At 38.6% G+C, this 20311-nt stretch carries 28 protein-coding genes; 13 read left to right on the top strand and 15 right to left on the bottom strand.

The window, feature by feature from the left end; all coding sequences use genetic code 11:
• Positions 1–71: 71 nt before the first annotated feature.
• The 9 genes from M3210_RS09640 to M3210_RS09605 form a co-directional block, all read right to left on the bottom strand.
• A complete protein-coding gene (locus M3210_RS09640) occupies positions 72–887 on the bottom strand; it encodes a TIM barrel protein (RefSeq protein ID WP_251513848.1) in 816 nt (271 codons plus the stop codon).
• A gap of 20 nt (positions 888–907) precedes the next feature.
• Positions 908–1774 (bottom strand): phosphotransferase family protein, encoded by an 867-nt coding sequence (locus M3210_RS09635; RefSeq protein ID WP_251513845.1) that lies wholly within the window; start codon positions 1772–1774, stop codon positions 908–910.
• Between the two features lie 45 nt (positions 1775–1819).
• A complete protein-coding gene (locus tag M3210_RS09630) occupies positions 1820–2422 on the bottom strand; it encodes a hypothetical protein (RefSeq protein WP_251513842.1) in 603 nt (200 codons plus the stop codon).
• Between the two features lie 24 nt (positions 2423–2446).
• Positions 2447–2893 carry a DUF4181 domain-containing protein gene (locus M3210_RS20705; protein ID WP_379596079.1) on the bottom strand — a complete coding sequence of 149 codons (447 nt, stop codon included), beginning with the start codon at positions 2891–2893 and terminating at the stop codon, positions 2447–2449.
• 131 nt (positions 2894–3024) lie between these two features.
• On the bottom strand, positions 3025–4170 hold the full coding sequence (locus M3210_RS09625) for a conserved virulence factor C family protein (RefSeq protein ID WP_251513838.1): 1146 nt from the start codon (positions 4168–4170) through the stop codon (positions 3025–3027).
• Positions 4171–4196: 26 nt separating this feature from the next.
• A complete protein-coding gene (locus M3210_RS09620) occupies positions 4197–4637 on the bottom strand; it encodes a YueI family protein (protein WP_251513835.1) in 441 nt (146 codons plus the stop codon).
• Between the two features lie 118 nt (positions 4638–4755).
• Positions 4756–4932: a YfhD family protein gene (locus M3210_RS09615; protein ID WP_251513832.1), complete on the bottom strand. Its 177-nt coding sequence runs from the start codon at positions 4930–4932 to the stop codon at positions 4756–4758.
• A gap of 62 nt (positions 4933–4994) precedes the next feature.
• Positions 4995–5792, bottom strand: coding sequence for a TIGR00266 family protein (locus M3210_RS09610; RefSeq protein WP_251513829.1), 798 nt, complete (start codon positions 5790–5792; stop codon positions 4995–4997).
• A 144-nt stretch (positions 5793–5936) separates the two neighbouring features.
• A complete protein-coding gene (locus tag M3210_RS09605) occupies positions 5937–6551 on the bottom strand; it encodes a spore coat protein (RefSeq protein WP_251513826.1) in 615 nt (204 codons plus the stop codon).
• A gap of 364 nt (positions 6552–6915) precedes the next feature.
• Between M3210_RS09605 and M3210_RS09600 the strand changes: the two genes are divergently transcribed.
• Entirely contained in the window at positions 6916–7863 is a 948-nt protein-coding gene (locus tag M3210_RS09600) for an MBL fold metallo-hydrolase (protein ID WP_251513823.1), read from the top strand.
• 41 nt (positions 7864–7904) lie between these two features.
• On the opposite strand, the gene M3210_RS09595 is transcribed toward M3210_RS09600, so the two are convergent.
• The gene (locus tag M3210_RS09595; RefSeq protein ID WP_251513819.1) at positions 7905–8675 is read right to left on the bottom strand and encodes an exodeoxyribonuclease III; all 771 of its coding nucleotides are present in this window, start codon (positions 8673–8675) and stop codon (positions 7905–7907) included.
• 283 nt (positions 8676–8958) lie between these two features.
• Between M3210_RS09595 and M3210_RS09590 the strand changes: the two genes are divergently transcribed.
• The 4 genes from M3210_RS09590 to M3210_RS09575 are packed head-to-tail and all read left to right on the top strand — an operon-like array spanning position 8959 to position 12069.
• The gene (locus M3210_RS09590; protein WP_251513816.1) at positions 8959–9339 is read left to right on the top strand and encodes a GntR family transcriptional regulator; all 381 of its coding nucleotides are present in this window, start codon (positions 8959–8961) and stop codon (positions 9337–9339) included.
• The gene (locus M3210_RS09585) at positions 9336–10025 is read left to right on the top strand and encodes an ABC transporter ATP-binding protein (RefSeq protein ID WP_251513812.1); all 690 of its coding nucleotides are present in this window, start codon (positions 9336–9338) and stop codon (positions 10023–10025) included. Before M3210_RS09590 ends, M3210_RS09585 begins: the two co-directional genes overlap by 4 nt.
• Positions 10022–10861, top strand: a complete 840-nt coding sequence (locus tag M3210_RS09580) for a hypothetical protein (protein ID WP_251513809.1) — start codon at positions 10022–10024, stop codon at positions 10859–10861. Before M3210_RS09585 ends, M3210_RS09580 begins: the two co-directional genes overlap by 4 nt.
• Positions 10862–10872: 11 nt before the next feature.
• Complete coding sequence (locus M3210_RS09575) at positions 10873–12069, top strand: hypothetical protein (protein ID WP_251513806.1); 1197 nt, start codon at positions 10873–10875, stop codon at positions 12067–12069.
• Between the two features lie 22 nt (positions 12070–12091).
• Here the strand turns inward: M3210_RS09575 and M3210_RS09570 are convergent, their stop codons facing one another.
• On the bottom strand, positions 12092–12430 hold the full coding sequence (locus M3210_RS09570) for a thioredoxin family protein (RefSeq protein WP_251513802.1): 339 nt from the start codon (positions 12428–12430) through the stop codon (positions 12092–12094).
• Between the two features lie 123 nt (positions 12431–12553).
• Between M3210_RS09570 and M3210_RS09565 the strand changes: the two genes are divergently transcribed.
• Both M3210_RS09565 and M3210_RS09560 read left to right on the top strand, forming a co-directional pair.
• Positions 12554–12763 carry a YczO family protein gene (locus M3210_RS09565; RefSeq protein WP_251513800.1) on the top strand — a complete coding sequence of 70 codons (210 nt, stop codon included), beginning with the start codon at positions 12554–12556 and terminating at the stop codon, positions 12761–12763.
• 59 nt (positions 12764–12822) lie between these two features.
• Positions 12823–13023, top strand: a complete 201-nt coding sequence (locus tag M3210_RS09560) for an SHOCT domain-containing protein (protein ID WP_251513798.1) — start codon at positions 12823–12825, stop codon at positions 13021–13023.
• Positions 13024–13082: 59 nt separating this feature from the next.
• Here M3210_RS09560 and M3210_RS09555 read toward each other — a convergent pair whose 3' ends face one another.
• Positions 13083–13631 (bottom strand): nitroreductase family protein, encoded by a 549-nt coding sequence (locus M3210_RS09555; protein WP_251513796.1) that lies wholly within the window; start codon positions 13629–13631, stop codon positions 13083–13085.
• A gap of 144 nt (positions 13632–13775) precedes the next feature.
• Between M3210_RS09555 and M3210_RS09550 the strand changes: the two genes are divergently transcribed.
• Positions 13776–14234 carry a DUF2269 family protein gene (locus M3210_RS09550; protein ID WP_251513791.1) on the top strand — a complete coding sequence of 153 codons (459 nt, stop codon included), beginning with the start codon at positions 13776–13778 and terminating at the stop codon, positions 14232–14234.
• A 135-nt stretch (positions 14235–14369) separates the two neighbouring features.
• Positions 14370–14900: an HD domain-containing protein gene (locus M3210_RS09545; protein ID WP_251513789.1), complete on the top strand. Its 531-nt coding sequence runs from the start codon at positions 14370–14372 to the stop codon at positions 14898–14900.
• Between the two features lie 32 nt (positions 14901–14932).
• Here the strand turns inward: M3210_RS09545 and M3210_RS09540 are convergent, their stop codons facing one another.
• Positions 14933–15958 carry a D-alanyl-D-alanine carboxypeptidase family protein gene (locus tag M3210_RS09540; RefSeq protein WP_251513787.1) on the bottom strand — a complete coding sequence of 342 codons (1026 nt, stop codon included), beginning with the start codon at positions 15956–15958 and terminating at the stop codon, positions 14933–14935.
• A gap of 202 nt (positions 15959–16160) precedes the next feature.
• On the opposite strand from M3210_RS09540, the gene M3210_RS20590 reads away from it, so the two are divergent.
• A complete protein-coding gene (locus M3210_RS20590; RefSeq protein WP_251513784.1) occupies positions 16161–16766 on the top strand; it encodes a TetR/AcrR family transcriptional regulator in 606 nt (201 codons plus the stop codon).
• A 66-nt stretch (positions 16767–16832) separates the two neighbouring features.
• The gene (locus M3210_RS09530; RefSeq protein ID WP_251513782.1) at positions 16833–16976 is read left to right on the top strand and encodes a hypothetical protein; all 144 of its coding nucleotides are present in this window, start codon (positions 16833–16835) and stop codon (positions 16974–16976) included.
• 53 nt (positions 16977–17029) lie between these two features.
• Here the strand turns inward: M3210_RS09530 and M3210_RS09525 are convergent, their stop codons facing one another.
• Both M3210_RS09525 and pepT read right to left on the bottom strand, forming a co-directional pair.
• Positions 17030–17365, bottom strand: coding sequence for a zinc-ribbon domain-containing protein (locus M3210_RS09525; RefSeq protein ID WP_251513781.1), 336 nt, complete (start codon positions 17363–17365; stop codon positions 17030–17032).
• A gap of 71 nt (positions 17366–17436) precedes the next feature.
• Positions 17437–18681 carry a peptidase T gene (gene pepT, locus M3210_RS09520; RefSeq protein ID WP_251513778.1) on the bottom strand — a complete coding sequence of 415 codons (1245 nt, stop codon included), beginning with the start codon at positions 18679–18681 and terminating at the stop codon, positions 17437–17439.
• A gap of 200 nt (positions 18682–18881) precedes the next feature.
• On the opposite strand from pepT, the gene M3210_RS09515 reads away from it, so the two are divergent.
• Both M3210_RS09515 and M3210_RS09510 read left to right on the top strand, forming a co-directional pair.
• Positions 18882–19727, top strand: a complete 846-nt coding sequence (locus tag M3210_RS09515; RefSeq protein ID WP_251513776.1) for a sulfurtransferase — start codon at positions 18882–18884, stop codon at positions 19725–19727.
• Complete coding sequence (locus tag M3210_RS09510) at positions 19724–20293, top strand: DNA-3-methyladenine glycosylase I (protein ID WP_251513774.1); 570 nt, start codon at positions 19724–19726, stop codon at positions 20291–20293. Before M3210_RS09515 ends, M3210_RS09510 begins: the two co-directional genes overlap by 4 nt.
• The last annotated feature ends 18 nt before the right edge of the window (positions 20294–20311 follow it).

Genomic DNA, 20311 nt, shown 5'->3' with positions numbered 1-20311 from the left:
CATTATATGAAAACGCTTTCTAGTTGTAAAGATAACTACTAATCTAATTGAGTGTTAGGAGTATACTACTATCATATCAAACTTTTTACCCAACGTATCCCTTCTTCAACGAATTTTCGGGTAGGGTTGGAATGTGGCGTGTGCTCAAAAATAAAAAAGACATCTGAACTTTTTGCAAGGAGTTTTATTAAGTACCCAACATTATAATAGGAGGGTGCTGTCTCATGTGATGGATGAACTGGTACCCAGATGTACTTGTTTTGCTGAAATTCAACATTATGCAAATGGACTACTTTAATATGGTCTTTCCACTTTTCGATATAACTCGATGTCTCATCCTCCACGGCCAGTAAATAATCACAGATATCGATACAGATGTTTATTCCATACTTATCCCATATTTCTATTGGGAAAGAATGGAGGGCCTCAATTCCAAAGGTTGAACGATTATGCCCGAGTTTTGGTTCACACACGATGGGGATGGAGAATTTTTCTTGCAAGATACTTAATTTTTTTAAAGCATCTTCGATCACTAGATTCACGTCGTCCGTTATTTTATCTTTGAAATATGGGAAATGGACCAGAATATACTCTGCCCCAAATTTAGACATCAACTCGACTTCAGATTCAAATTGTATCCAAGCTTCCTCTGAATGGAATTGTACTTTTTCCAGTAAATCATATTTGCTTTGGTTTCTGTACAATGGGGAATGCAAGCCAAATGTTTTATTTTCTTCTTTTAAGAGTTTTAGAAACTGATGAAATGCAGCTTCATCAGGAAATTCTCCTATCTCGATATGATTAATGTGATCATAAGTAAATAATTGAGACAGCTTTGCAGGTTCAGACATGATGATACTTCCGGAAAGCCCGATAGAGCGTGGCAATTCATCCTCCTCCTTTACTTTTAATTTTTCTTTAAAAAATGGTTCAACATTGTTACGTTTGCCTCGAAAAAATGTTTGTTCTTTTCTATTCCTCGTCGTATCGACCAGCCAATGCTGTTGAAGGCATCTGTAAAACGATAAAAGGGAAGTACAGCTTCCAGGTCTATCAATGGTCTTACACTGCTATATCCTGTTTTGTAGTTCTCCAGCAAGCTGATATCATAGCTTAAAAAGTCCCGATACAATTTAGTGAAATCAATTTCGGTAGACCCGAAACGTACACTTTCAAAATCGATGATACCTGTAACTTTATCGTTATCCACAATTATATTTGCCGGACGGAAATCCATATGGACGAAACTCGGTCCATCCGGTTCAGGCAGTTGGCTTTTTATGTTCTCAAACTTTTCCAGGGCCAAATGGTACGTACTCTCATCTAAAACAGTCTTTACATCTTGGGCAAAACTGTGAAATTGCTTGTCTATAAATGAAGACCAATTGGGAAATTCATTCTGTATACCGGCTAACAAATGAGCTGGAGGTGGTATGTTGTGCATTTGAGCGTGGATGACTCCAACTTGGTATGCGATGGAACGTGAGTCTCTTGCTGATAAAGGCCGTCCTTCTAATTCAGATAATAAAAAAGCGCCTGGAATTTCCTCATCCCCAGGCCAATAATCCAGAAGCTTAGGAATAGGTATGTTGTCTTGTAGAATTTGATAGGCTTCTAATTCTCTTTGGTATTTCAAAGTTGTATAGGGGATTTTTATGTAAACATGATCACTTTCTGGTAATCTGCACTTATATACCATAGAACTATGTGAATCATCTACTTCATCAATGTTTGTAATCTGCAATCCGAATTGCTTAATGACTTGAGTTAACATATCAAACTCCTTTACATGTATTAAACACAGACTTACTTTCCCATATTAAGGTTTTATCGTAATATATCCGACTAAAGCCAGAAAGAACACAAATGTTTCTAGATTAACGAAAGTTTGGTTTGGCTTTACATTTGTAATACCCTTCATCTGCTTTACTACACTCTGCTCCAACACGATGAGTAAATAATAGAAGAAGAATAGACTAAAAAGAAACATGATAGCAGCCATCATCATCTCATCATTTTTCCAAAACGAAACACCTAAAAACCAGGCCCATATACACTTGAAAATATTAGCTAATCCTTCCATAGGGTTGGATATTACCGCCATCATGTAATCTCCATGCATTTCAGATATCTGATGATCATTATGCTTTACGATATATGAAATATGACCAGCTTGAAGTGCCATTGCAATAACAATCATGACTAGATAAATGAGTCCGAATATTGTCCCAACCAGCAGCAAATCTGTATTCAATAATCGATAAAAAGTTAAAGGTAAGGGCAGCCACATCGCATACATGAATGTCATTAGTACATGAAGGAAAGCGTACTCATTATCTTTCATCAACTTTCGAAGAGTGGAAGCGATCAGCACAAAAATTGAAATCCCGACCCATCCCATTATCATACTGGAGGCTATCATACGTTCACCCTAACTCATTAATTATCAAAGCATACCGAGTTGTATAGCAACAAAGAAAGCTGTAGTTAATAAACCGAGACAAACTAACCTGGTAAGGGTAAGTCTATATATTTTACGATTTGCAACGTGCTTCCATTGCATAAAGACTCGTAGACATTCAGTAGTGAATATCATGACAAACAGGAAATACCATGGTTGCCAGTACCACAGGGGTTCTTCAGGCAGCCTTGAAACATTGATAACATATCCGATGAACATTAAAACCATAAATACGACTCTAGTTGTTCGATCCAACTTCTTATGAAATGGATTCATGAACGTTGATGCATAATATTTGTCTTCTTCCCTCTCTATTCGAAACAATTTTCTAAGCAAAAAATAGATAAGGAAAATGAGCACTGCAAAAGTAGCTAGAAGGATAAACAGTTGCAACCAAAAGGTAGATTTTACTCCATAAGGTGCAGTTGACATTAAAAAATCCTTTCATTTAAAAATTCATTTATTTCCATATATTTAGTTTATACATATTAGTAATAGAAGTAAATCATTTAAAAACGAGTTCGCAAAATAAAAAACTCCTAAGCGCTGCTTAGGAGTTTAACTTAATCTTTTTTTATTACTGCTTGCGTCATTTGATGCCAGACGGACCCTTTTGCTTCTTTACCGCCTTTGATTCGTTCGAGTGCGAGTTTAACCTGCATACGCACTTCGAATTCCGGATCGTCCAATTTAGCTTCAAGTGCGGGAATTGCACTTTCATCGCCGACTTCGTATAAGAACATGGCACCTCTCCAACGTACGATTTGACTAGGATCATCAAGGGTTTTGATCATTTCGGGAATTGCTTCTTTAAATCCTAGGTCTGATAGACAATCGCCCGCCGTGCGTCTTACGTTTACTGCTTTATCTTGTAAAGCTTTATAAAGTAGTGGGAGCACTTCTGGCTCCTCAATCATTCCAAGATACGCAGTGGCTAAACGCCGAACGGAAGCTTTAGCATCATCCAATGCCTTGTCCAATAAGGGAAGATGCTTGAGAGTAGGCTCAATAATTCTATCAAGGGCAGCATATCGTACTTTCCAATCCGGATCATCCATGATTTCTAAAGGAATGTCTACATCTTTATCTTCAGTACGTTCGGATGCATCTTGATTTTCGAGTGCTAATTTCACCAATTCATTCAGCCGTTCTTCATTATAAGTGGCCATTATTTCTTCCACTATATCGTTACCAACTTCATTCCAGTTCCCGTAGCGGGGATCCTGCTCAACCCATTTCCGTTCAAAAATAAAAGTATCTGATGCTGCAGAAGCTTCCATAATCGCTTTTTGGAAAGGTTCTGGAAGACCAAATCTTTTTTCTTCATCGCCTTCCTCGAGCTTCACTTGGATTGGAATGCCGCGGTAAAATTGAATAAATACTTTTATCTCCCCGAAGTCTGTTGCTGGTGCACTAGTCTCTAAAAATTCCAACTCATCTAAATCTTCATCTGTACCCAGAACATCGCGTACCTGTGGTAATATTTCTTCCCAGGGGGTTTTAGGGGCTCTGGCTAATGCGATGAAGTCAACAACACGATATATATTTTTGACCCCTTGAATTTGGAAAAGTTTCTGTACATTGTGTGGAGCATCTGTTAGGTCGTCTGTATGTTTATAGTTGTAGTTTTCACCAGCTGGCAACTCCTCACTGACATTTATTTTCATGGAATGAGGACTTGGTGTAGGTTCAATTGAAACAATTCTCATGGTTTTACCTCCTCTAAACTTGTGGATCATCGGAACCATTTCTTTATTTTATCGAGGATGGTGCTTTCTGTTTCTTCCTGTTGCTCCTCTATTGGTTCTTCTTCCTTAATAAATATTTCTTCTTTATCAATAGCGTAGTCGTAAGTTAAGACAGCGCCGATGTCTGTTTTATTCTCTTCATCTGTTACGGTCGTGTATGGAATATTGTATTTTGCAGCGAGTGCCTTTTCCTCTTTTAAAAAGCGATAAGATACATGTCCATTCATGATCAGTCTCGCTTTAGGATGTTCTTTCATGGCGGCTTCCAATTTTTTAAGTCCAGAATCGCTCATAACTTGTCCAATCGTAAGTGCAATTACAATTCTCTCTCTTAATGTCCCTAGAAAGCGAATCCTTTCTCCTTCTTTTGGAAGGCGGACACCGTGAATTCCTTCTGTTAAATAGTCATCGACACTTTTTTTTGTCATTATGTTCAATCCTTTAGATGTGTTTTTCTTTAATGTACGTGATAAATAGCTAAAAATCAACCAGAGCGTAGGCTGTAAATAAAAATCAGGCCTCCATGGAAATGAAGGCCTGATCTGTCTATTTACCTTTCACTCTTCTTTCCGCAGCCTTGCTTCTCGCTTGAGCTTCGCGATCGTCGGTATCCGCCAGCTCAACGGAATACTCTACATCAATACCGTCACTTTCACGCAATTGTTGTTTTGGCGTCTGTGCGAAACGGGAATTCTTATTTTTATTATGCTCGTCTCTACCCATGGTAAGCCTCCTTTATATAAAGCTCTACATGGATAGTATGTGCATCTTGTCCATTTTTACGACTATCTTCTGTCGCCACCAAGTAAATCGAATAATCCGCCAGCGATGCTACCTTCTTCTTTAGAGCCACCACGTTGAGGTGCTGCAGCAAAGATTCTACTTGCTAAACGGGAGAATGGTAATGATTGCACCCATACTGTTCCTGGTCCTCTGAGTGTTGCAAAGAATAGTCCTTCACCACCGAATAGAGCAGTTTTGATGCCGCCGACATATTCGATGTTATAATCCACATCACCAGTCATGGCAACAAGACAACCTGTATCCACCCGTAAGGACTCTCCAACATCTAATACTTTTTTATGGACTGTTCCGCCTGCATGAACGAACGCCATTCCGTCTCCTTCAAGTTTTTGCATGATAAAGCCTTCTCCACCAAAGAAGCCAACACCTATTTTACGTTGGAATTCCACGCCTACACTAACTCCTTTAGCAGCTGCGAGAAATGCATCTTTTTGACAGATGATTTTTCCGTTTTTCTCGCTAAGGTCCATTGGTATGATTTTACCGGGGTAAGGGGAAGCAAAAGATACTTTTTTCTTGCCGATTCCTTCGTTCGTAAAAGTTGTCATGAATAAACTTTCTCCAGTGATCACTCGTTTACCAGCTCCGATAAGTTTACCCATAAGTCCTGGTTTTTCATCCTCTGAGCCATCTCCAAAAATAGTTTCCATTTGAATATGATCTTCCATCATCATTAAGCTTCCTGCTTCAGCTATTACTGTTTCTTGCGGATCTAATTCAACTTCTACAAATTGCATGTCATCTCCGTGAATAATGTAATCAATCTCATGGTTATTCATACATGCTATCCCCTTTTCATTTTAGTAATTCTATTACGGGAAAAAACGAAAAAGGATTCATTTTAAATTTTATTATAAGCAAAGAGGACACGAAAATAGGCAGGTCCTATTTTCGTGTCCCTAAAAGACCACGGTGCAACGATGTTAGTGTGGCATCTGGCCTTGTATTTTCGCAAAACTGTTCATATAAGCTTGCATATCTTCGTCTTTTAACTGAGGAACTTGATAATATTTATTTTTGTTTTGGTAAAGGTAAATTTCAAACGCCATTTCAATCAAGTTTGGAATACTGTCAGCAAACACACGACGCATGACAGGGTTGGTTGCTTCCAAAGCTGTCATAGTGAAATGAGAGGCACAAGCTTTCAAGTGTCCCATCATAAAGCTGGAAAAACAAGAGTCGTTAAGTTCATTCACAGATTGTGCAGGTGTTTTTGGTTGACTCGCTTCCATACCGTATACGGTGTTATTGTCAAAAGGCATATTATAAGTCTGAGTCTTGACTGCTGGTTCTTGACCTGTCTGTAAAGTTTCCACAATCGTATTATACAGCTGTGTCAAATATGATTTCTGTCTAGTCATCAGTTGTTTTAATTCAGGATCTTGAATATGTGGTTCGTATAACACACTATGCTCAAGGGCTGCAACTAAACCGCTGATTGCTTCATGGGAGTCAAATAATTCATGGCCACCGTGACTGTTTTGTGCAGACATCTGGGTAGAACTTTGGAAATCCTCATTTTGCTGTTGATTGAACAATCGAATAACCTCCTTCATATTTTCCGTATTATTTTCTTCCGATTGAGAGATGTTATACATGGGAAATAGAGGGAAGGCTTTATTTTCCCTAATTGGCTTGAAGTAAGTTAGTTCCGGAAGATAAAACCGCTTTACTTTCCCTAATTGATGTGAAGCGAGTTAGTTCTGAAGATATAACCGGTTTATTTTCCCTAATTTGCGTAAAGTGAGTTAGTTCCCTAAGATAAAGCATTTTTACTTTCCTAAAACAGCATGAAGCAAATTAATTCGGTAAGATAAAAGCTCTCCTACATTAAATTTCGCACCATGAAGCTTGTTTTGGTATGATGAGGTTAAGAAATTTAATGAAGGGGGAGGGCTTTTCATGAAGGAGAAAAATCCAATTCAATTGGACGACCGAATTTCGTTGATTGATGGGTTTGATATGGATATTCCGAACAGAACAGGTACATATGTCATTGATGAAGAGGAATTGACGCTTGTAGAAGTGGGGCCAAGTCCATCCGTGAGATATATTAAAAGAGGTTTGGAGGAACTGGGTCATACGTTTGCGGATGTGAAGTATATCATCGTGACCCATGTCCATTTAGATCATGCTGGGGGCGCTGGATTTCTATTGCAGCAATGTCCCAATGCAACATTAATTGTTCATCCAAGGGGAGGAAGACATTTAATTGACCCATCTAAATTAGCGGCAGGGGCAAGAGCTATTTATGGGGATAGTTTCTCGGAAATATATGACCCGATCGTGCCTGTACCTGCAGACAGGGTTGTGGAAAAGTCAGAAGGGGATACACTGAAAATAGGGGCGAACTGTACACTGGAGTTTTGGGATACGCCTGGTCATGCGAAACATCACTTCAGCATTTACGATCCGGTAAGTAATGGAATCTTTACGGGAGATACGACAGGTGTCCGTTATGAGTTGTTACTGCAGGAAGGGGTAGAGTTATACCTGCCAACTACTTCGCCGAATCATTTTAATCCAAATGATATGCATGCTTCCATCAAGCGGGTTCAAGAAAAAAATGTAGATCGGATCTACTTCGGGCATTTTAGTATGACAGAGAACCCGGATGCTGCTTTGAAACAAGTGGCAGACTGGTTGGATATCTACATGGATATATCTGAAGAGGTAATAGAGGAAGGCGGCGATTATAATGAAATTGCCAATCAGATTATGGCAAGAGTGAAATCGCATCTTCAAGGATTCGGTATTCATGACGATCATGAAGTCTATATCATTCTTAACCTTGATATTCAGATATGTGCTTTAGGTATCATGGATTATTTTAAAAAAATCAAGCAATAAAAATAAGGGTCAATCTGGAAATTCCGGATTGACCCAACTTCTTAGTTTGAAAGTACATCTTCGTCCAATTCAAGCATGATTGGACAATGATCGCTGCCCATTACTGATGGATGAGCCACTGATTCTACCAGTGCATTCTCCAGCCGCTGTGATACGATAAAATAATCTATCCTCCAGCCGATATTCCGCTCACGGACGGTTTTCATGTATGACCACCACGTATAAATGCCTTCCGTATCTGGGTGGAAGTAGCGTAATGTATCAATAAAACCATTCGATAACAAACGGGACATTTTTTCTCTTTCTTCTACTGTGAAACCAGAGTTCCCATAATTTGTTTTATAGTTGCGAATATCAACCTCTTGATGAGCTACGTTCAGATCTCCGCAGTAAATGACAGGTTTCTGTTTATCGAGTTCCAACAAGTAGGTGAAAATTTTATCTTCCCACTGTAGTCGTTCTTCAAGTCTTGTTAAGTCCCTTTTTGCATTCGGAGTATACACATTGACGAGATAAAAATCTTCATATTCCAATGTGATGATTCGACCTTCCTCTTCTGTTTCCTCTTCGCCGACACCGTAGTGTACATGGAGCGGCTTTTTCTTCGTAAAGACAGCTGTACCGGAGTAACCTTTTCTTTGTGCGTAATTCCAGTACTGATAGTACCCGTCTAAATTCAGATCGATTTGGCCTTCTTGAACCTTCGATTCCTGGATGCAAAAGATGTCAGCATCCACCTCAGAAAAGTAATCCAAGAACCCTTTACGGACACAGGCACGGATCCCGTTTACATTCCATGATACTAATTTCATATTATGTATGAACTCCCTTTGTCTCGCTTCAAAAAGCATGTTTTCCACAAACTCCATTGTAACATAAAGAGCTGTTTTCCTCGTGGAGAAGGGCTTCTTTGATAAGATTCGTATTGACAGTTTAGTGTACTAAGCATATAATACATCATGAAGAGTGTATCAACCATCTAATACGCTTAAATTCAAAATCAAGAACGACTTATTCTTTATATATTTTTTATCCTCTATGTATTAAGTATTTAATACAAGGGTGAACCAACAACAGGAAATGAGGAGGGGCATATTGAAAATTACGTTTAATAAACGAGATCCGGTTTACGTACAAGTAATGCAGCATTTCAAGGAACAAATTGCGAGTGGAAAATATGAACCGGGACAGGAAATCCCTTCCCGACGTGAACTGGCGAACCAGCTTAAAATTAATCCAAATACAGCACAACGAGCATACAAAGAAATGGAGGAAGCGGGCTTGATTTTTACAGAGGGGAATAATCCGAGTCGTATTACGAAAGATGAACAAGTTTTACGCAATCTGCGCACCGAATTGATTGGAGAAGCTGTGGACACATTTATAGCTGCAGTGAAACCGGTGAATATACCGATGGATGACTTGATCCGTTTAATAAAAGAGAAGTATGAAAAGCAAAAGGGGGAGCATAGTTGATTGAAGTTAAGAATGTTACAAAGAAATATGGCCGGAAAAAAGTGCTTCAAGGTGTCTCCTTTACAGCGAATAAAGGGGAAATAACTTGTCTGATTGGTGTGAATGGAGTAGGGAAAACGACCATTCTAAATGGGATTATGAATCTGACACCAATGACAAGTGGAGAAATATTAATCGATGGGGAAAAGCTGACAAAGGAATCTTATGAAAAAATAGCTTTTATTCCTGATGCAATTACGATGCTTCCGCACATGAAAATTGCTGAAGCGATTCAGTTTATGAAAGACTTTTATAACAGCTGGAATGATGAAAGGGCAGAAGAGCTATTGGGCTTTTTTAGACTGAAGAAAGAAGAGCGGATTTCAAGTTTATCGAAAGGGAATGTCGCAAAAGTAAATTTGCTGCTCGGTCTTGCGCTTGATGTTGACTATTTATTAATGGATGAACCTTTTTCAGGGATCGATATATTCAGCCGTGAACAAATCGCTGATGTATTTACGAGTCATTTGGTGGAAGATCGCGGTGTTGTCATTACGACCCATGAAATCAATGATATTGAGCATCTCATCGATAAAGTGGTCTTACTTGATGATGGAACAATCGTAAGGGAATTCCATACAGAGGAAATGCGTGAGATGGAAGGGAAGTCTGTAGTTGATGTAATGAGGGAGGTATATCGTGGATGAATTATATAAAATTGTTGAATTTTGAATTGAGTCGATTTATTAAAATTTATTTCGTGCTTATAATTATTACGATTATCTCTCAACTTATCAGTACTTACAGTGTGGCTAAAAATTATATGAACCAATTTAATCTCGCGGTATACAGAGATGGGATTTCGATTGAAAAGTATGTGGAACAATTCGGTCAGGTCAGTCTAATGGATTTACAACACTCAGGCTGGTTCAATTTGCCGATTGTTATTGCAGCGGTGACGTTGCTGTTATATTGTTTTTTCATCTGGTATCGGGATTGGCTTGGTAAAAATACGTTTATTTATCGGCTGCTTATGCTTCCGACAGCGAGGATTAATATTTATCTTTCAAAGGCAACGGCAATCTTCCTTATGGTACTTGGGCTCGTCGCTCTTCAGGTCATTTTATTGCTGATTGAAGGAAAAATATTTAAATGGATGGTCCCGGCTAATTTACGGCATGATTATTCGATAATGGAATACCTGGCTAATACGGTTGGAGACCTGTACCTTGGAGTACTTATCCCTATGAATTTCATTCAGTTTTTAATTCATTATGGAATTGGTTTTATGTTTGTCTTTGTACTGTTCACCTCCATTCTTTTTGAAAGATGTTTCAAATGGAAAGGTATTATCTTTGGAGTTGTTTATGCATTAGTTTCAATGAGTATCTTTTTCATCCCATTTATCCTGGAAATCATCTTTGCGAAGAGGTATTTATATCCTATGGAATTATTTGTTGTGGAAATTGTATTAGGATTAATCGTTACAGCAATGAGTATATGGATCGCTCATTATCTATTGAACAGAAAGATTACGGTATAGGGGGGAGTTTCATGAAGCGTTATTGGAAAGTCATCATCTTACCGATATTTATTATCATCACCTTTGGTGTACTTTATGTTCATCATGCGATTGCTAAGAACGGACTGCCGGAATTTGAATTGGTGACCGTAGAAGGGGATAAAAAGATTGGTGAACAATTAATGATATATGGCGATTATCACACGAATAATGATTCCATGTGGCATTCATTCAGACTGACAGCAGATGGTATTGTTTACCAACGGGACTTAAATTTCTTTGAGCAATATAATAATTTCTTCGAGTCAAATGTAATACAAAAGTTAATTGAGGAAGATTCGGGTTTTATGAGAGGGAAAACAGAAGAGTCCAACTTATTTGTGGATACAGATAAACAGCTAGCATATGTCGGCCCTGACTTCATACACAATCAAATGGAAGTGGATGTCCAGAATAAGGAAAGCGGAGATAGGACTTCTTTTCGTCTCGACATCCCGGAAAGATCAAAATATCATCAAATCTATGTCGAAGAAGTACAGATGATTGAAGATACACTTTATGCTGTGACGATAAATTATTTTGGAGAGAACAAAGATGTAATGATATATGAAATTTCCATCGATGAAGAAAAAATTATTGATCATTATCCTTTGATGGAATTACCATTCCTAGATTCGGTGAATGTATTGAGTAACGATACTGATATTGGTCAGAAAGAACAGATTGTTGTCAGCGTGGATCACATCGAGGTTACAAGTGATGGCCACCACTTAGCGGAGAGTGAGTATTTCACATATCATTTTGAAACGAAGGAGAGTAAGCCAATAACTTTCCCTGATGATTTTACAGATAAACCTGAAGATCCATTTGGAGCAGAGGATTATCTGTCGCAAGGCCATATCGTTACTGGAAAAGATAATTTGTATTTTATTAACTTTACACCAGATGGGCTTACTTATTATGTGTATGACCTTGTACAACATAAGTTTGAGGAAGAAGAGAGCATTACTCTCGGAACAAGCGTATTAGAGGGATTGTATGGCATTTATCCTGAGGGGGATTCCCTTTATTTATATAGCCAGGTCAATGAAAATGGTATTCAGTTCCGTAAGGTATTTATGGTTGACTTAGTGAATGCAGAGAATTTGTATGAAGGTGAAATTCGTATGGTAGATGGAGATGAAACAAACGTATACGGGTTGGAAATATTCCGGATTCAGGAGAGATAATATCATGAAAACGTGGTTGGCATCAGCTTTCAACCACGTTTTGATATATTTTATCAAGTTTTTCCTGTAGCAGATCCATATGGACGATCCTTGCTTCTCGTATATATTCCTTTCCTTCCACGAATAATAAAAGTACAGGCACCGTAAAAATGGAAAAATGACCAGCTACTGCTTCTACTTTATCCGCATGGAGATGTCCTAACTTAATTTTAGGATATGATTTCATCAACTCTTGGACTTTCGGCAAGAGGGCATGACAAACACTGCAATTATCCCGTGAAATATAAAGAAAGGCTAAGGAATGATCTTCAATAAAGGTATTAATCTCATCTATCGTTTCGAGTTCCTGGAAATCATTCATTACAATACCTCCAATAGAATTTGGTATTTATTCATTATACCCGTTTCCTTCAGCCTATCCAGAAATATGTTTACCAGAATCATTAGTTGGATAAAGGATAGAAAAGGATATGAGGTGAGTGTCATGAATGATAAACAGAAGAAGGAATTTGAAAAAATGGAGAATTCGAAGCGATCGACAGCACATGACGAAGACCGTACGAAACTTGATGAGTTTAAAAAGCAGCAACTTGTAGATGATATTCCTCTGGAAGATTTGAAGATTGAGCAGGAAGATGAACGTAAAAAACACAAAACAAAAGACGACTCTCAAAGTGAACGAAAATATAAATAGTATAATAAGTATTTGAGGCTAATCATTTTCTTACCGATAGGCTACTGGAGGTGAGTGGTATGCCGACAGAAATGATTATTCGACTTATTCTGGCTGCGATTTTGTTCGTTGTGATTGTTATTATATTGGTGCGTTTCCGCCGCGGAAAGTCAAATACAGATGCACGTGACTCTCTTGAAATAATGAAGGAAAGATATGAAAAAGGCGAGATTACCAAGGAAGATTATGAGGAGCAAAAAAGAAGAAGAGGTAAAGCTTGATAGCTAAATAAAAAGAGCATTTGCTTATTGGGCAAATGCTCTTTTTATTTTATTCGTTGTTATATTTTAAAGCGGGTAAATTTCTCATCAAGTGGGGTCCGTTCTTTCGGTGCAGGTTTTTCATCAAAGTATCCTAGGTGAATAAACCCGACAATCTTTTCATTCTTTTTCACATCTAATATTTCTTTTACCTTATCATCATAAATATGTGGGTTTGTTTTCCAAACCACACCAAGTTGTTTTTCCCAAGCAAGCAACCAGAAATTCTGAATCATGGTCGCAATCGCACCGAAGTTCTCATCCCATTGCTTCTCTAATTCGGGTACTTCCATTATTGCAACGAGAATAGCGTTTGGTTCATTTAAATAGTTTTCCCGATTTTCCCGCATATTTTCAGGATAAGTTTCAGCGACTCGTTTGGCGAACACTGGAAGCTCCTCTTTTCCAACAAAAACAAATCTCCATGGTTGACGCATACCATGGGTAGGTGCCCAGCGGGCATCATTCAACAATTCTCGAACTGTTTCCTCTTCGACTGGTTTGTCATTATACCCTTTTTTAATCGCCCGGCGTTCCCGGATTATTTTTGCTAAATTAGATTTTTCCATAGCACATTCCCCTAATCTATATGATATGTAAATTGTAGTGCAGCCGTAACCTTAAAGCAAATAAACACATTATTGTGAGATGAATCACTGACAAGATGAAGAAATAAAGTAAAATGGTAGTATAGATAAAATAGGAGGCTGCTTATGACTTTTTACAACACCCTTGTATTTATACATATTTTTTCAGCGATTCTCGGAATGGGACCTGGGCTTGTCATGACAGCGGTAGTGACGCTCTCTAAACCTGCTACAATGAGTGAGTTGAAGCATTCATTTAAAATTAGAAATACTTTACATATCTTTACGATGGTAGGTGGAATTTTATTACTCGTTACGGGACTATTGATGGGAGTTTTGCATCCATATTGGTTTTCTCAAGGCTGGTATATTACTAGTCTCATCTTGTATCTAGTTGCGCTTGCGATGGGCCCGTTTGTACTTAAACCACGGTCAACACCTATAAAGCAAATGTTTATTCATGTAGAAGGGGAAACCATTCCGAGTACATATGCTGATTTATCTAAGGAATTGTTCTTATATGAACGTATCATTAATATCTTGTTTATCATTATCATTTCACTTATGATATTAAAACCATTTTGATAAAGTTTGAGTTCCTGCATAATCGGTAATTATCCATTGTAAATCCTTTTGAAATATGTTAAAATCGTAAAAATTTACCCGAAAACTATTTGGGTGTAGGTGTTAATTAAAATTACGATCAAAGGAGGATTACGAATGGGACGAGTCACACTAGAGGAACTTTTCCTCCATCCGATTACACAAAAATATCTCAAGCGATCAGGCATAGCCCATGCAGTATCAGTGGCGGAATATGCTTATATCTTTGCAAAACGCTTTAATGTAAATGTTGATTATGCAACAAAAGCAGCTCTGCTTCATGATATAGGGCATTATACATGGTATCGTGATGGAGAATGGGATTACGACCTGTATAAAGAGAATGATATTCATGCAATCAAGGGTGCAAGCCGTGCCCATAAACTATTAATCTCGCTTGGTGAAGAGCGTCATGCAGCAAAGAAGATTGCTATTGCGATTTTGCTTCATACAGATTCTTATTTACCAGAAGGCCATTTAGAGCTGGATCCACTCCAACAGGTTGTAGCCATGGCAGATGAGGCGGACGAAGAAGGTGGCGGCAATCACCATTATAAGCGGATTGATAATGATACAGCACTGGAAAGAATTCGTGCGCTTGATGCCCAGATTGCGAATGGAAAAAATAAAACTCAGGGTGTCGGTTGATGACATAACATACCCCTGAGTTTTTGTGTACATTAATTTTCTGTAAAGTATTCTTCGAGCGTTAAATCATTTTCCCAAATCTCTGTCGCTGCTCGAACTCCGACATAGCGCAGGTGCCAAGGTTCGTATTGGTATTGGGTGATCTCTTCTTTACCTTCAGGGTAACGAATAATAAATCCGAATTCATGGGCATGTTCTGCAACCCATTTTCCTTCCGGAGTATTACCGAAGTCAGTAGTCAGTTGATAATTCACTGCTTCGCTCGTAATATCCATAGAAAGGCCGGTTTGGTGTTCCGATTCTCCAGGACGTGCACTGAATACATTCGCTTCCTCTTCACCATGTTCTTGTGAATAGGAATCAAACAAAGCGACTTGGCGATCATAGGAACGATAGCCGGATTGTGCGTATAGTTGATGACCCGCTTCCTCGGCTGCTGCAAATAACTCTTCTAATGCTTCAGCAGCAGGAGCACGTAACTGTTTTTTAGGAAGGTCTTCCTCAAAAGGAAATGCCACATCTGGTACTACGAGATCATGGGGTTCATAGTGATCAGGAAGAGCTTGATTTTTGTTGACGACAGCTAGCAAATCATAAGGATTTCCTGTGACTTCAGAACCCGAATCAGTAAATACAGGCTCTGCAAGCGGCGGTAATCCCACTCCGGCTTCAATTGTTATGCCTTCTTCTAATACTTTCTTTAAAGCTATACGTGTTTCTTCATCGTAAATACCTGTAACATCAAGTTCTTCTGTCTGTAACTGAAAGTCTGTAATTGCCCAGGATAGAATGTCTGAATAAATCCCATCTGTGGGGATGGTATATCCTATTTGTGTCAGTGCCTCTTGAAGTTGAAGCACAGGCTCGCCTTCATCTTTTTTCTGTAATTCTGCTTCTGGAAACTCAATATTCTCGGCGACCTCAGGAGCCGCGTCATTTGTTTGTTTCTCTTCTATAGTAGATTCCTCTTCAGATTTATCATCAACAGGCGCTTCATTGTTTGCACATGCAGTTAGAAGTAATGTAAGTATTGATAAAGTAACTAATTTCGATTTCATTTTAATCCCTACAATCTTTGAGAGTTTCTTGGTCCACGCTCCATTTTCTCACAGGAATTGGGGAAGGGCAAGATACATTTTGAGGAGGAAATAATGTTCATAAAGACGTCATGATAATAGTGGAAAATGAGTTGCAAATTACCGCATACTTGCATATAATCTAAATAGACTAACCAGTCAGTTTTATTAGGTGGGTGTAAACGTGCCAAAAATTTCAGATGAAGCAAAAGAACAAAGAAGAGATAAAATATTACAAGCAGCATTAGAATGTTTCTCCACAAAAGGTTATTATGCATCTACTGTGGATGATATCGTAAAGAGTTGTGGTTTAAGTAAAGGTGCGGTCTATAACTACTTTAAAGGCAAAGAGGAGATATTTTTAAGCCTCCTTGAGCAGCGCAGTGAAACAATTCTACATGATTTAAAAGAGCGTTTGGCCGAGATTTCAAGTCCATTAGAAAAATTGAAATACTGGATAAGAACCGATATACCTTATAACCTCGAAAAGAAAAAATTCATGCACGTTCATATTGAATCTTGGTTGTATGCCACTGACGCCCCACATGTACAGAAGGAGTTAAAAGCACGCTTTGACACCCTGTATCAATTAACTGAAGAAATAATCAAAGAAGGCCAAAGGATTGGTGAAATCAACCCCGAAATCGATTCCGATTCGGCTACAGCTATGTTTTGGTCCCTACATGACGGGATCTGGCTTCACGCATCTATTGGTTACGATGAAGAAAAGTTAGAAAAAAGAATAATAGAAATGGAAAAAACTATGCTTGCTTATTTAACAACTAGTTGAAAAGCAGGCAATCTATATAACCTTAAATAAACCGACTAGTCATTTTAATTAGAAGGAGGAAAAATGATGTTAATCTGGTTTAATCGATATAATAAGCTACGTAAATCTACGGTTAAAGATTATGCTCAGACGTATGAACAGAATGAAGCGCAATTAGTGCGTGAACGAGTAACCCTTGAATATGATGTTTTACGATCAGCTTTAAAATAATCGGCAAGAAAAGAGCATTCGTTTAAGTCGGACGAATGCTTTTTTTATTTTAATTAGACCCCTGCAGCAGCCATTCCTAACAATGTTCCCAGGATTCCACATGCAACGCCCATCACCATAATAATCGTCGCATGTGTGTCGTTGTGTACGCCGGTCTTTTTCAATAAATAGCCCATAATGAAAGCTCCTGCCCCAAAAAGTATTGGTATAAACACGAGAGAGGTCAGTACAAAAATCCAGCCAAATAACTTAAAGACAAAACCATTTTTTTTAGGTTCAATTGTATCGGAGGGATTCGAGTGATTGAGGTTTTCCTTGAAGCGGTAACCACATGAAAAGCAAAAGTTTACGTTTTGGTCAGTTTGTGTACCACAATGAGGGCAGAACATGGAAATTCCTCCCTTCCTAATTTAAATATATATGATTAAGAGGGAGGAATTATTCTATTGATTATCTTAGTTTATGCATTTGCTTCGCTATTTTCTGCAAATAGTTTTGCGATTTCAATGATGACTTTGCTTGCTTTTTCCATGTTGTCGACAGAAATATATTCGAACTTGCCGTGGAAGTTTTCGCCACCTGTAAAAATGTTAGGAGTCGGTAGTCCCATGTATGAAAGTTGGGAACCATCTGTACCACCGCGAATAGGTTCGATTACCGGTTCAATGTCTAAGTTTTTCATTGCTTGGCTTGCAATATCGACGACCTCTTTTACTGGCTCAATTTTTTCGCGCATGTTGTAGTATTGATCATTCATTTCAAGAATGACTTGATTCTCACCATATTTGGCTTTCATCTCTTCCACAAAACCTTTTAGCGTTGCTTTTCTGTCTTCGAACTTCTCTTTATCATGATCGCGGATAATATAGTAAACTTGCGTAGTTTCTACATCCCCTCGAATCGAGATAAGGTGGTAGAACCCTTCGTAGCCTTCTGTATATTCGGGTGCTTCCTTCTCAGGAAATTTACCAATAAATTCAGTTGCAAGCTTACCGGAGTTCACCATTTTATTCTTTGCAGTTCCTGGGTGCACATTATTACCTTTAAATGTCACCTTCGCAGCAGCTGCATTGAAGCTTTCATACTGTAATTCTCCAAGTGGTCCACCATCAACAGTGTAAGCAAATTTCGCATCAAAACGCTTCACATCAAAATGATGCGGTCCACGTCCGATTTCTTCATCAGGCGTAAAAGCAACTCGAATTCTTCCATGCTCAATTTCCGGATGTTGAATGAGATAATTCATAGCTGTCATAATTTCGGCTATACCAGCTTTATTATCAGCTCCGAGTAAGGTCGTTCCATCCGTCGTAACTAAAGTATGGCCCTTATAGCTTGGCAGCTCTGGGAACTCTTTTCGAGATAGAATTACTCCTAGATCTTCATTTAAAGTAATATCTTCTCCATCAAAGTTTTCAATGACTTGTGGATTGACATTCTTGCCTGTAAAATCAGTTGCTGTATCTAAGTGGGCAAGGAAGCCGATAGTAGGAACATCCTTATCTGTATTGGCAGGAAGGGTTGCCATTAAATAACCATTTTCATCCGCTTCTATATCTTCCATACCAATTTCTTTCAACTCTTTAATGAGGACTTCCACTAGTTCCAATTGTCCTTTTGTTGTAGGCACAGTGTCAGAATCTTCATTGGATTGCGTATCGATTTTTGCGTAGGTTGTCAATCTTTTTATTAATTCCTCTTTCATCGAAGTACACTCCTTATGTAATTTTAGTATTGAACGTGTTATTGTATAGAATAACAGTATTTTAACATAATTATATCGGAACTCGAAATAGTTTATAGTTCTTGCCATCACCATACCGTTATCGCAGTTTGAGGAAAAATCTTTCTAGTATGTTAGGAAACATATACAATTAAATTAGTAGAAAAACATGGAGGGGTTTTATGACGAACTTAATCAGTGTCGAACGCTTAAAAAGACGTCTGGAAAATGGGCAAAATAATACAGTAGTTGTAGACGTTAGATTTAAACTGGATGATGAAGATGCAGGCAGAAAAATGTACCTCGAAGGGCATCTGCCTGGAGCGGTTTATTTAGACTTGAATCGGGACTTGTCAGGGAAAGTGGAGAAGCATGGAGGTACCCATCCTTTGCCGGATTTCCCTACATTTATTAAAAAGTTGGAGAATATCGGAATCAATCATGAGACAACGGTTGTTATATATGATGAAGGAAATGACATGTTTGCTGCAAGGCTTTGGTGGCTGCTGGAAGCGATTGGCCATGAAAGAGTATATATATTGGAGGGCGGCTTCAAACAGTGGGTAGAAGATGGAAATGAAATCACCTCCGATATTCCAAAACTTGAACCCAAAAAATTCCATGCTCAATTCAACGAAGATAAAATCGTCGATATGAAAACGGTGAGAGAAAAACTGGAGACAAATGCTGTGCTGATTGACTCTCGAGCGGAAAACCGTTACTTAGGTGACTTTGAACCATTTTACAGTAAAGCAGGCCATATACCAGGTGCCAAAAATTTTCCTTGGCAAGCAGTTCTCACAGAAGATGGGAGATGGCTGAAAGGCGAAGAACTGCAAGAACATTTCTCGAGCTTGGATAAGGAAGAGGAAGTCATTGTTTCATGTGGATCTGGGGTATCTGCTTGTGTAAATATATTGGCACTGAAGGCTGCTGGATTTAAACAAGTTCGTCTTTACCCGGGAAGCTTTAGTGATTGGATCTCCTATGATGAAAATGAAATTGAGATTGGTGAGGGAGAGTTATGAGCCGCTCCCGTTGCAGTTGGGTGACAACAGACCCGGTTTATCTGGATTATCATGACAACGAATGGGGCAGGCCGGTGTATGATGATCGGAAGTTATTTGAGTTGCTGACGTTGGAAGGTGCTCAAGCCGGCTTAAGTTGGGTCACCATTTTAAAACGGAGAGAAAATTATCGTAAAGCTTTCGATAACTTCCAACCTGAAATTATTGCTGGATATAATGAGGAGAAGGTAGAAAGTCTTTTGCAGAATGAAGGAATCATCCGTAATCGTAGAAAGATATTATCCGTCATCCAAAATGCAAAAGCCTTCCTTGAATTACAAGCCGAGTTTGGTAGTTTCGCAGCTTATGTCTGGCAATTTGTAGATGGTAAATCACTGGTGAATCATTGGGAGCAGGTGGAGGATGTCCCAGCAAAAACGGAAATATCTGAGAAGCTTAGCAAGGACTTGAAGCGAAGAAATTTCTCCTTTGTCGGACCAACGATTTGTTATGCCTATATGCAAGCAGCTGGTTTAGTGAATGATCATGTGAAAAGTTGCTTTTTATATGGCGAGATAAATGACTAAAGATAAAGACAGGCCGAG

Source organism: Oceanobacillus luteolus (genome assembly GCF_023715655.1).
Lineage (GTDB): Bacteria > Bacillota > Bacilli > Bacillales > Amphibacillaceae > Oceanobacillus > Oceanobacillus luteolus.
Note: the sequence above shows the minus strand (reverse complement) of the source record. Positions and strands in the feature narration are given on the sequence as shown.

Coding starts and splice junctions, on each gene's coding strand:
- M3210_RS09580 (WP_251513809.1), top strand. CDS start 10,022: ATGAATTATATAAAATTGTTGAATTTTGAATTGAGTCGATTTATTAAA.
- M3210_RS09525 (WP_251513781.1), bottom strand. CDS start 17,365: ATGTTCTGCCCTCATTGTGGTACACAAACTGACCAAAACGTAAACTTT.
- M3210_RS09625 (WP_251513838.1), bottom strand. CDS start 4,170: ATGAGAATTGTTTCAATTGAACCTACACCAAGTCCTCATTCCATGAAA.
- M3210_RS09570 (WP_251513802.1), bottom strand. CDS start 12,430: ATGAATGATTTCCAGGAACTCGAAACGATAGATGAGATTAATACCTTT.
- M3210_RS09530 (WP_251513782.1), top strand. CDS start 16,833: ATGTTAATCTGGTTTAATCGATATAATAAGCTACGTAAATCTACGGTT.
- M3210_RS09610 (WP_251513829.1), bottom strand. CDS start 5,792: ATGAATAACCATGAGATTGATTACATTATTCACGGAGATGACATGCAA.
- M3210_RS09550 (WP_251513791.1), top strand. CDS start 13,776: ATGACTTTTTACAACACCCTTGTATTTATACATATTTTTTCAGCGATT.
- M3210_RS09615 (WP_251513832.1), bottom strand. CDS start 4,932: ATGGGTAGAGACGAGCATAATAAAAATAAGAATTCCCGTTTCGCACAG.
- M3210_RS09515 (WP_251513776.1), top strand. CDS start 18,882: ATGACGAACTTAATCAGTGTCGAACGCTTAAAAAGACGTCTGGAAAAT.
- M3210_RS09630 (WP_251513842.1), bottom strand. CDS start 2,422: ATGATAGCCTCCAGTATGATAATGGGATGGGTCGGGATTTCAATTTTT.
- M3210_RS09540 (WP_251513787.1), bottom strand. CDS start 15,958: ATGAAATCGAAATTAGTTACTTTATCAATACTTACATTACTTCTAACT.
- M3210_RS09560 (WP_251513798.1), top strand. CDS start 12,823: ATGCCGACAGAAATGATTATTCGACTTATTCTGGCTGCGATTTTGTTC.
- M3210_RS20705 (WP_379596079.1), bottom strand. CDS start 2,893: ATGTCAACTGCACCTTATGGAGTAAAATCTACCTTTTGGTTGCAACTG.
- pepT (WP_251513778.1), bottom strand. CDS start 18,681: ATGAAAGAGGAATTAATAAAAAGATTGACAACCTACGCAAAAATCGAT.
- M3210_RS09600 (WP_251513823.1), top strand. CDS start 6,916: ATGAAGGAGAAAAATCCAATTCAATTGGACGACCGAATTTCGTTGATT.
- M3210_RS09595 (WP_251513819.1), bottom strand. CDS start 8,675: ATGAAATTAGTATCATGGAATGTAAACGGGATCCGTGCCTGTGTCCGT.
- M3210_RS09620 (WP_251513835.1), bottom strand. CDS start 4,637: ATGACAAAAAAAAGTGTCGATGACTATTTAACAGAAGGAATTCACGGT.
- M3210_RS09565 (WP_251513800.1), top strand. CDS start 12,554: ATGAATGATAAACAGAAGAAGGAATTTGAAAAAATGGAGAATTCGAAG.
- M3210_RS09575 (WP_251513806.1), top strand. CDS start 10,873: ATGAAGCGTTATTGGAAAGTCATCATCTTACCGATATTTATTATCATC.
- M3210_RS09545 (WP_251513789.1), top strand. CDS start 14,370: ATGGGACGAGTCACACTAGAGGAACTTTTCCTCCATCCGATTACACAA.
- M3210_RS09635 (WP_251513845.1), bottom strand. CDS start 1,774: ATGTTAACTCAAGTCATTAAGCAATTCGGATTGCAGATTACAAACATT.
- M3210_RS09510 (WP_251513774.1), top strand. CDS start 19,724: ATGAGCCGCTCCCGTTGCAGTTGGGTGACAACAGACCCGGTTTATCTG.
- M3210_RS09555 (WP_251513796.1), bottom strand. CDS start 13,631: ATGGAAAAATCTAATTTAGCAAAAATAATCCGGGAACGCCGGGCGATT.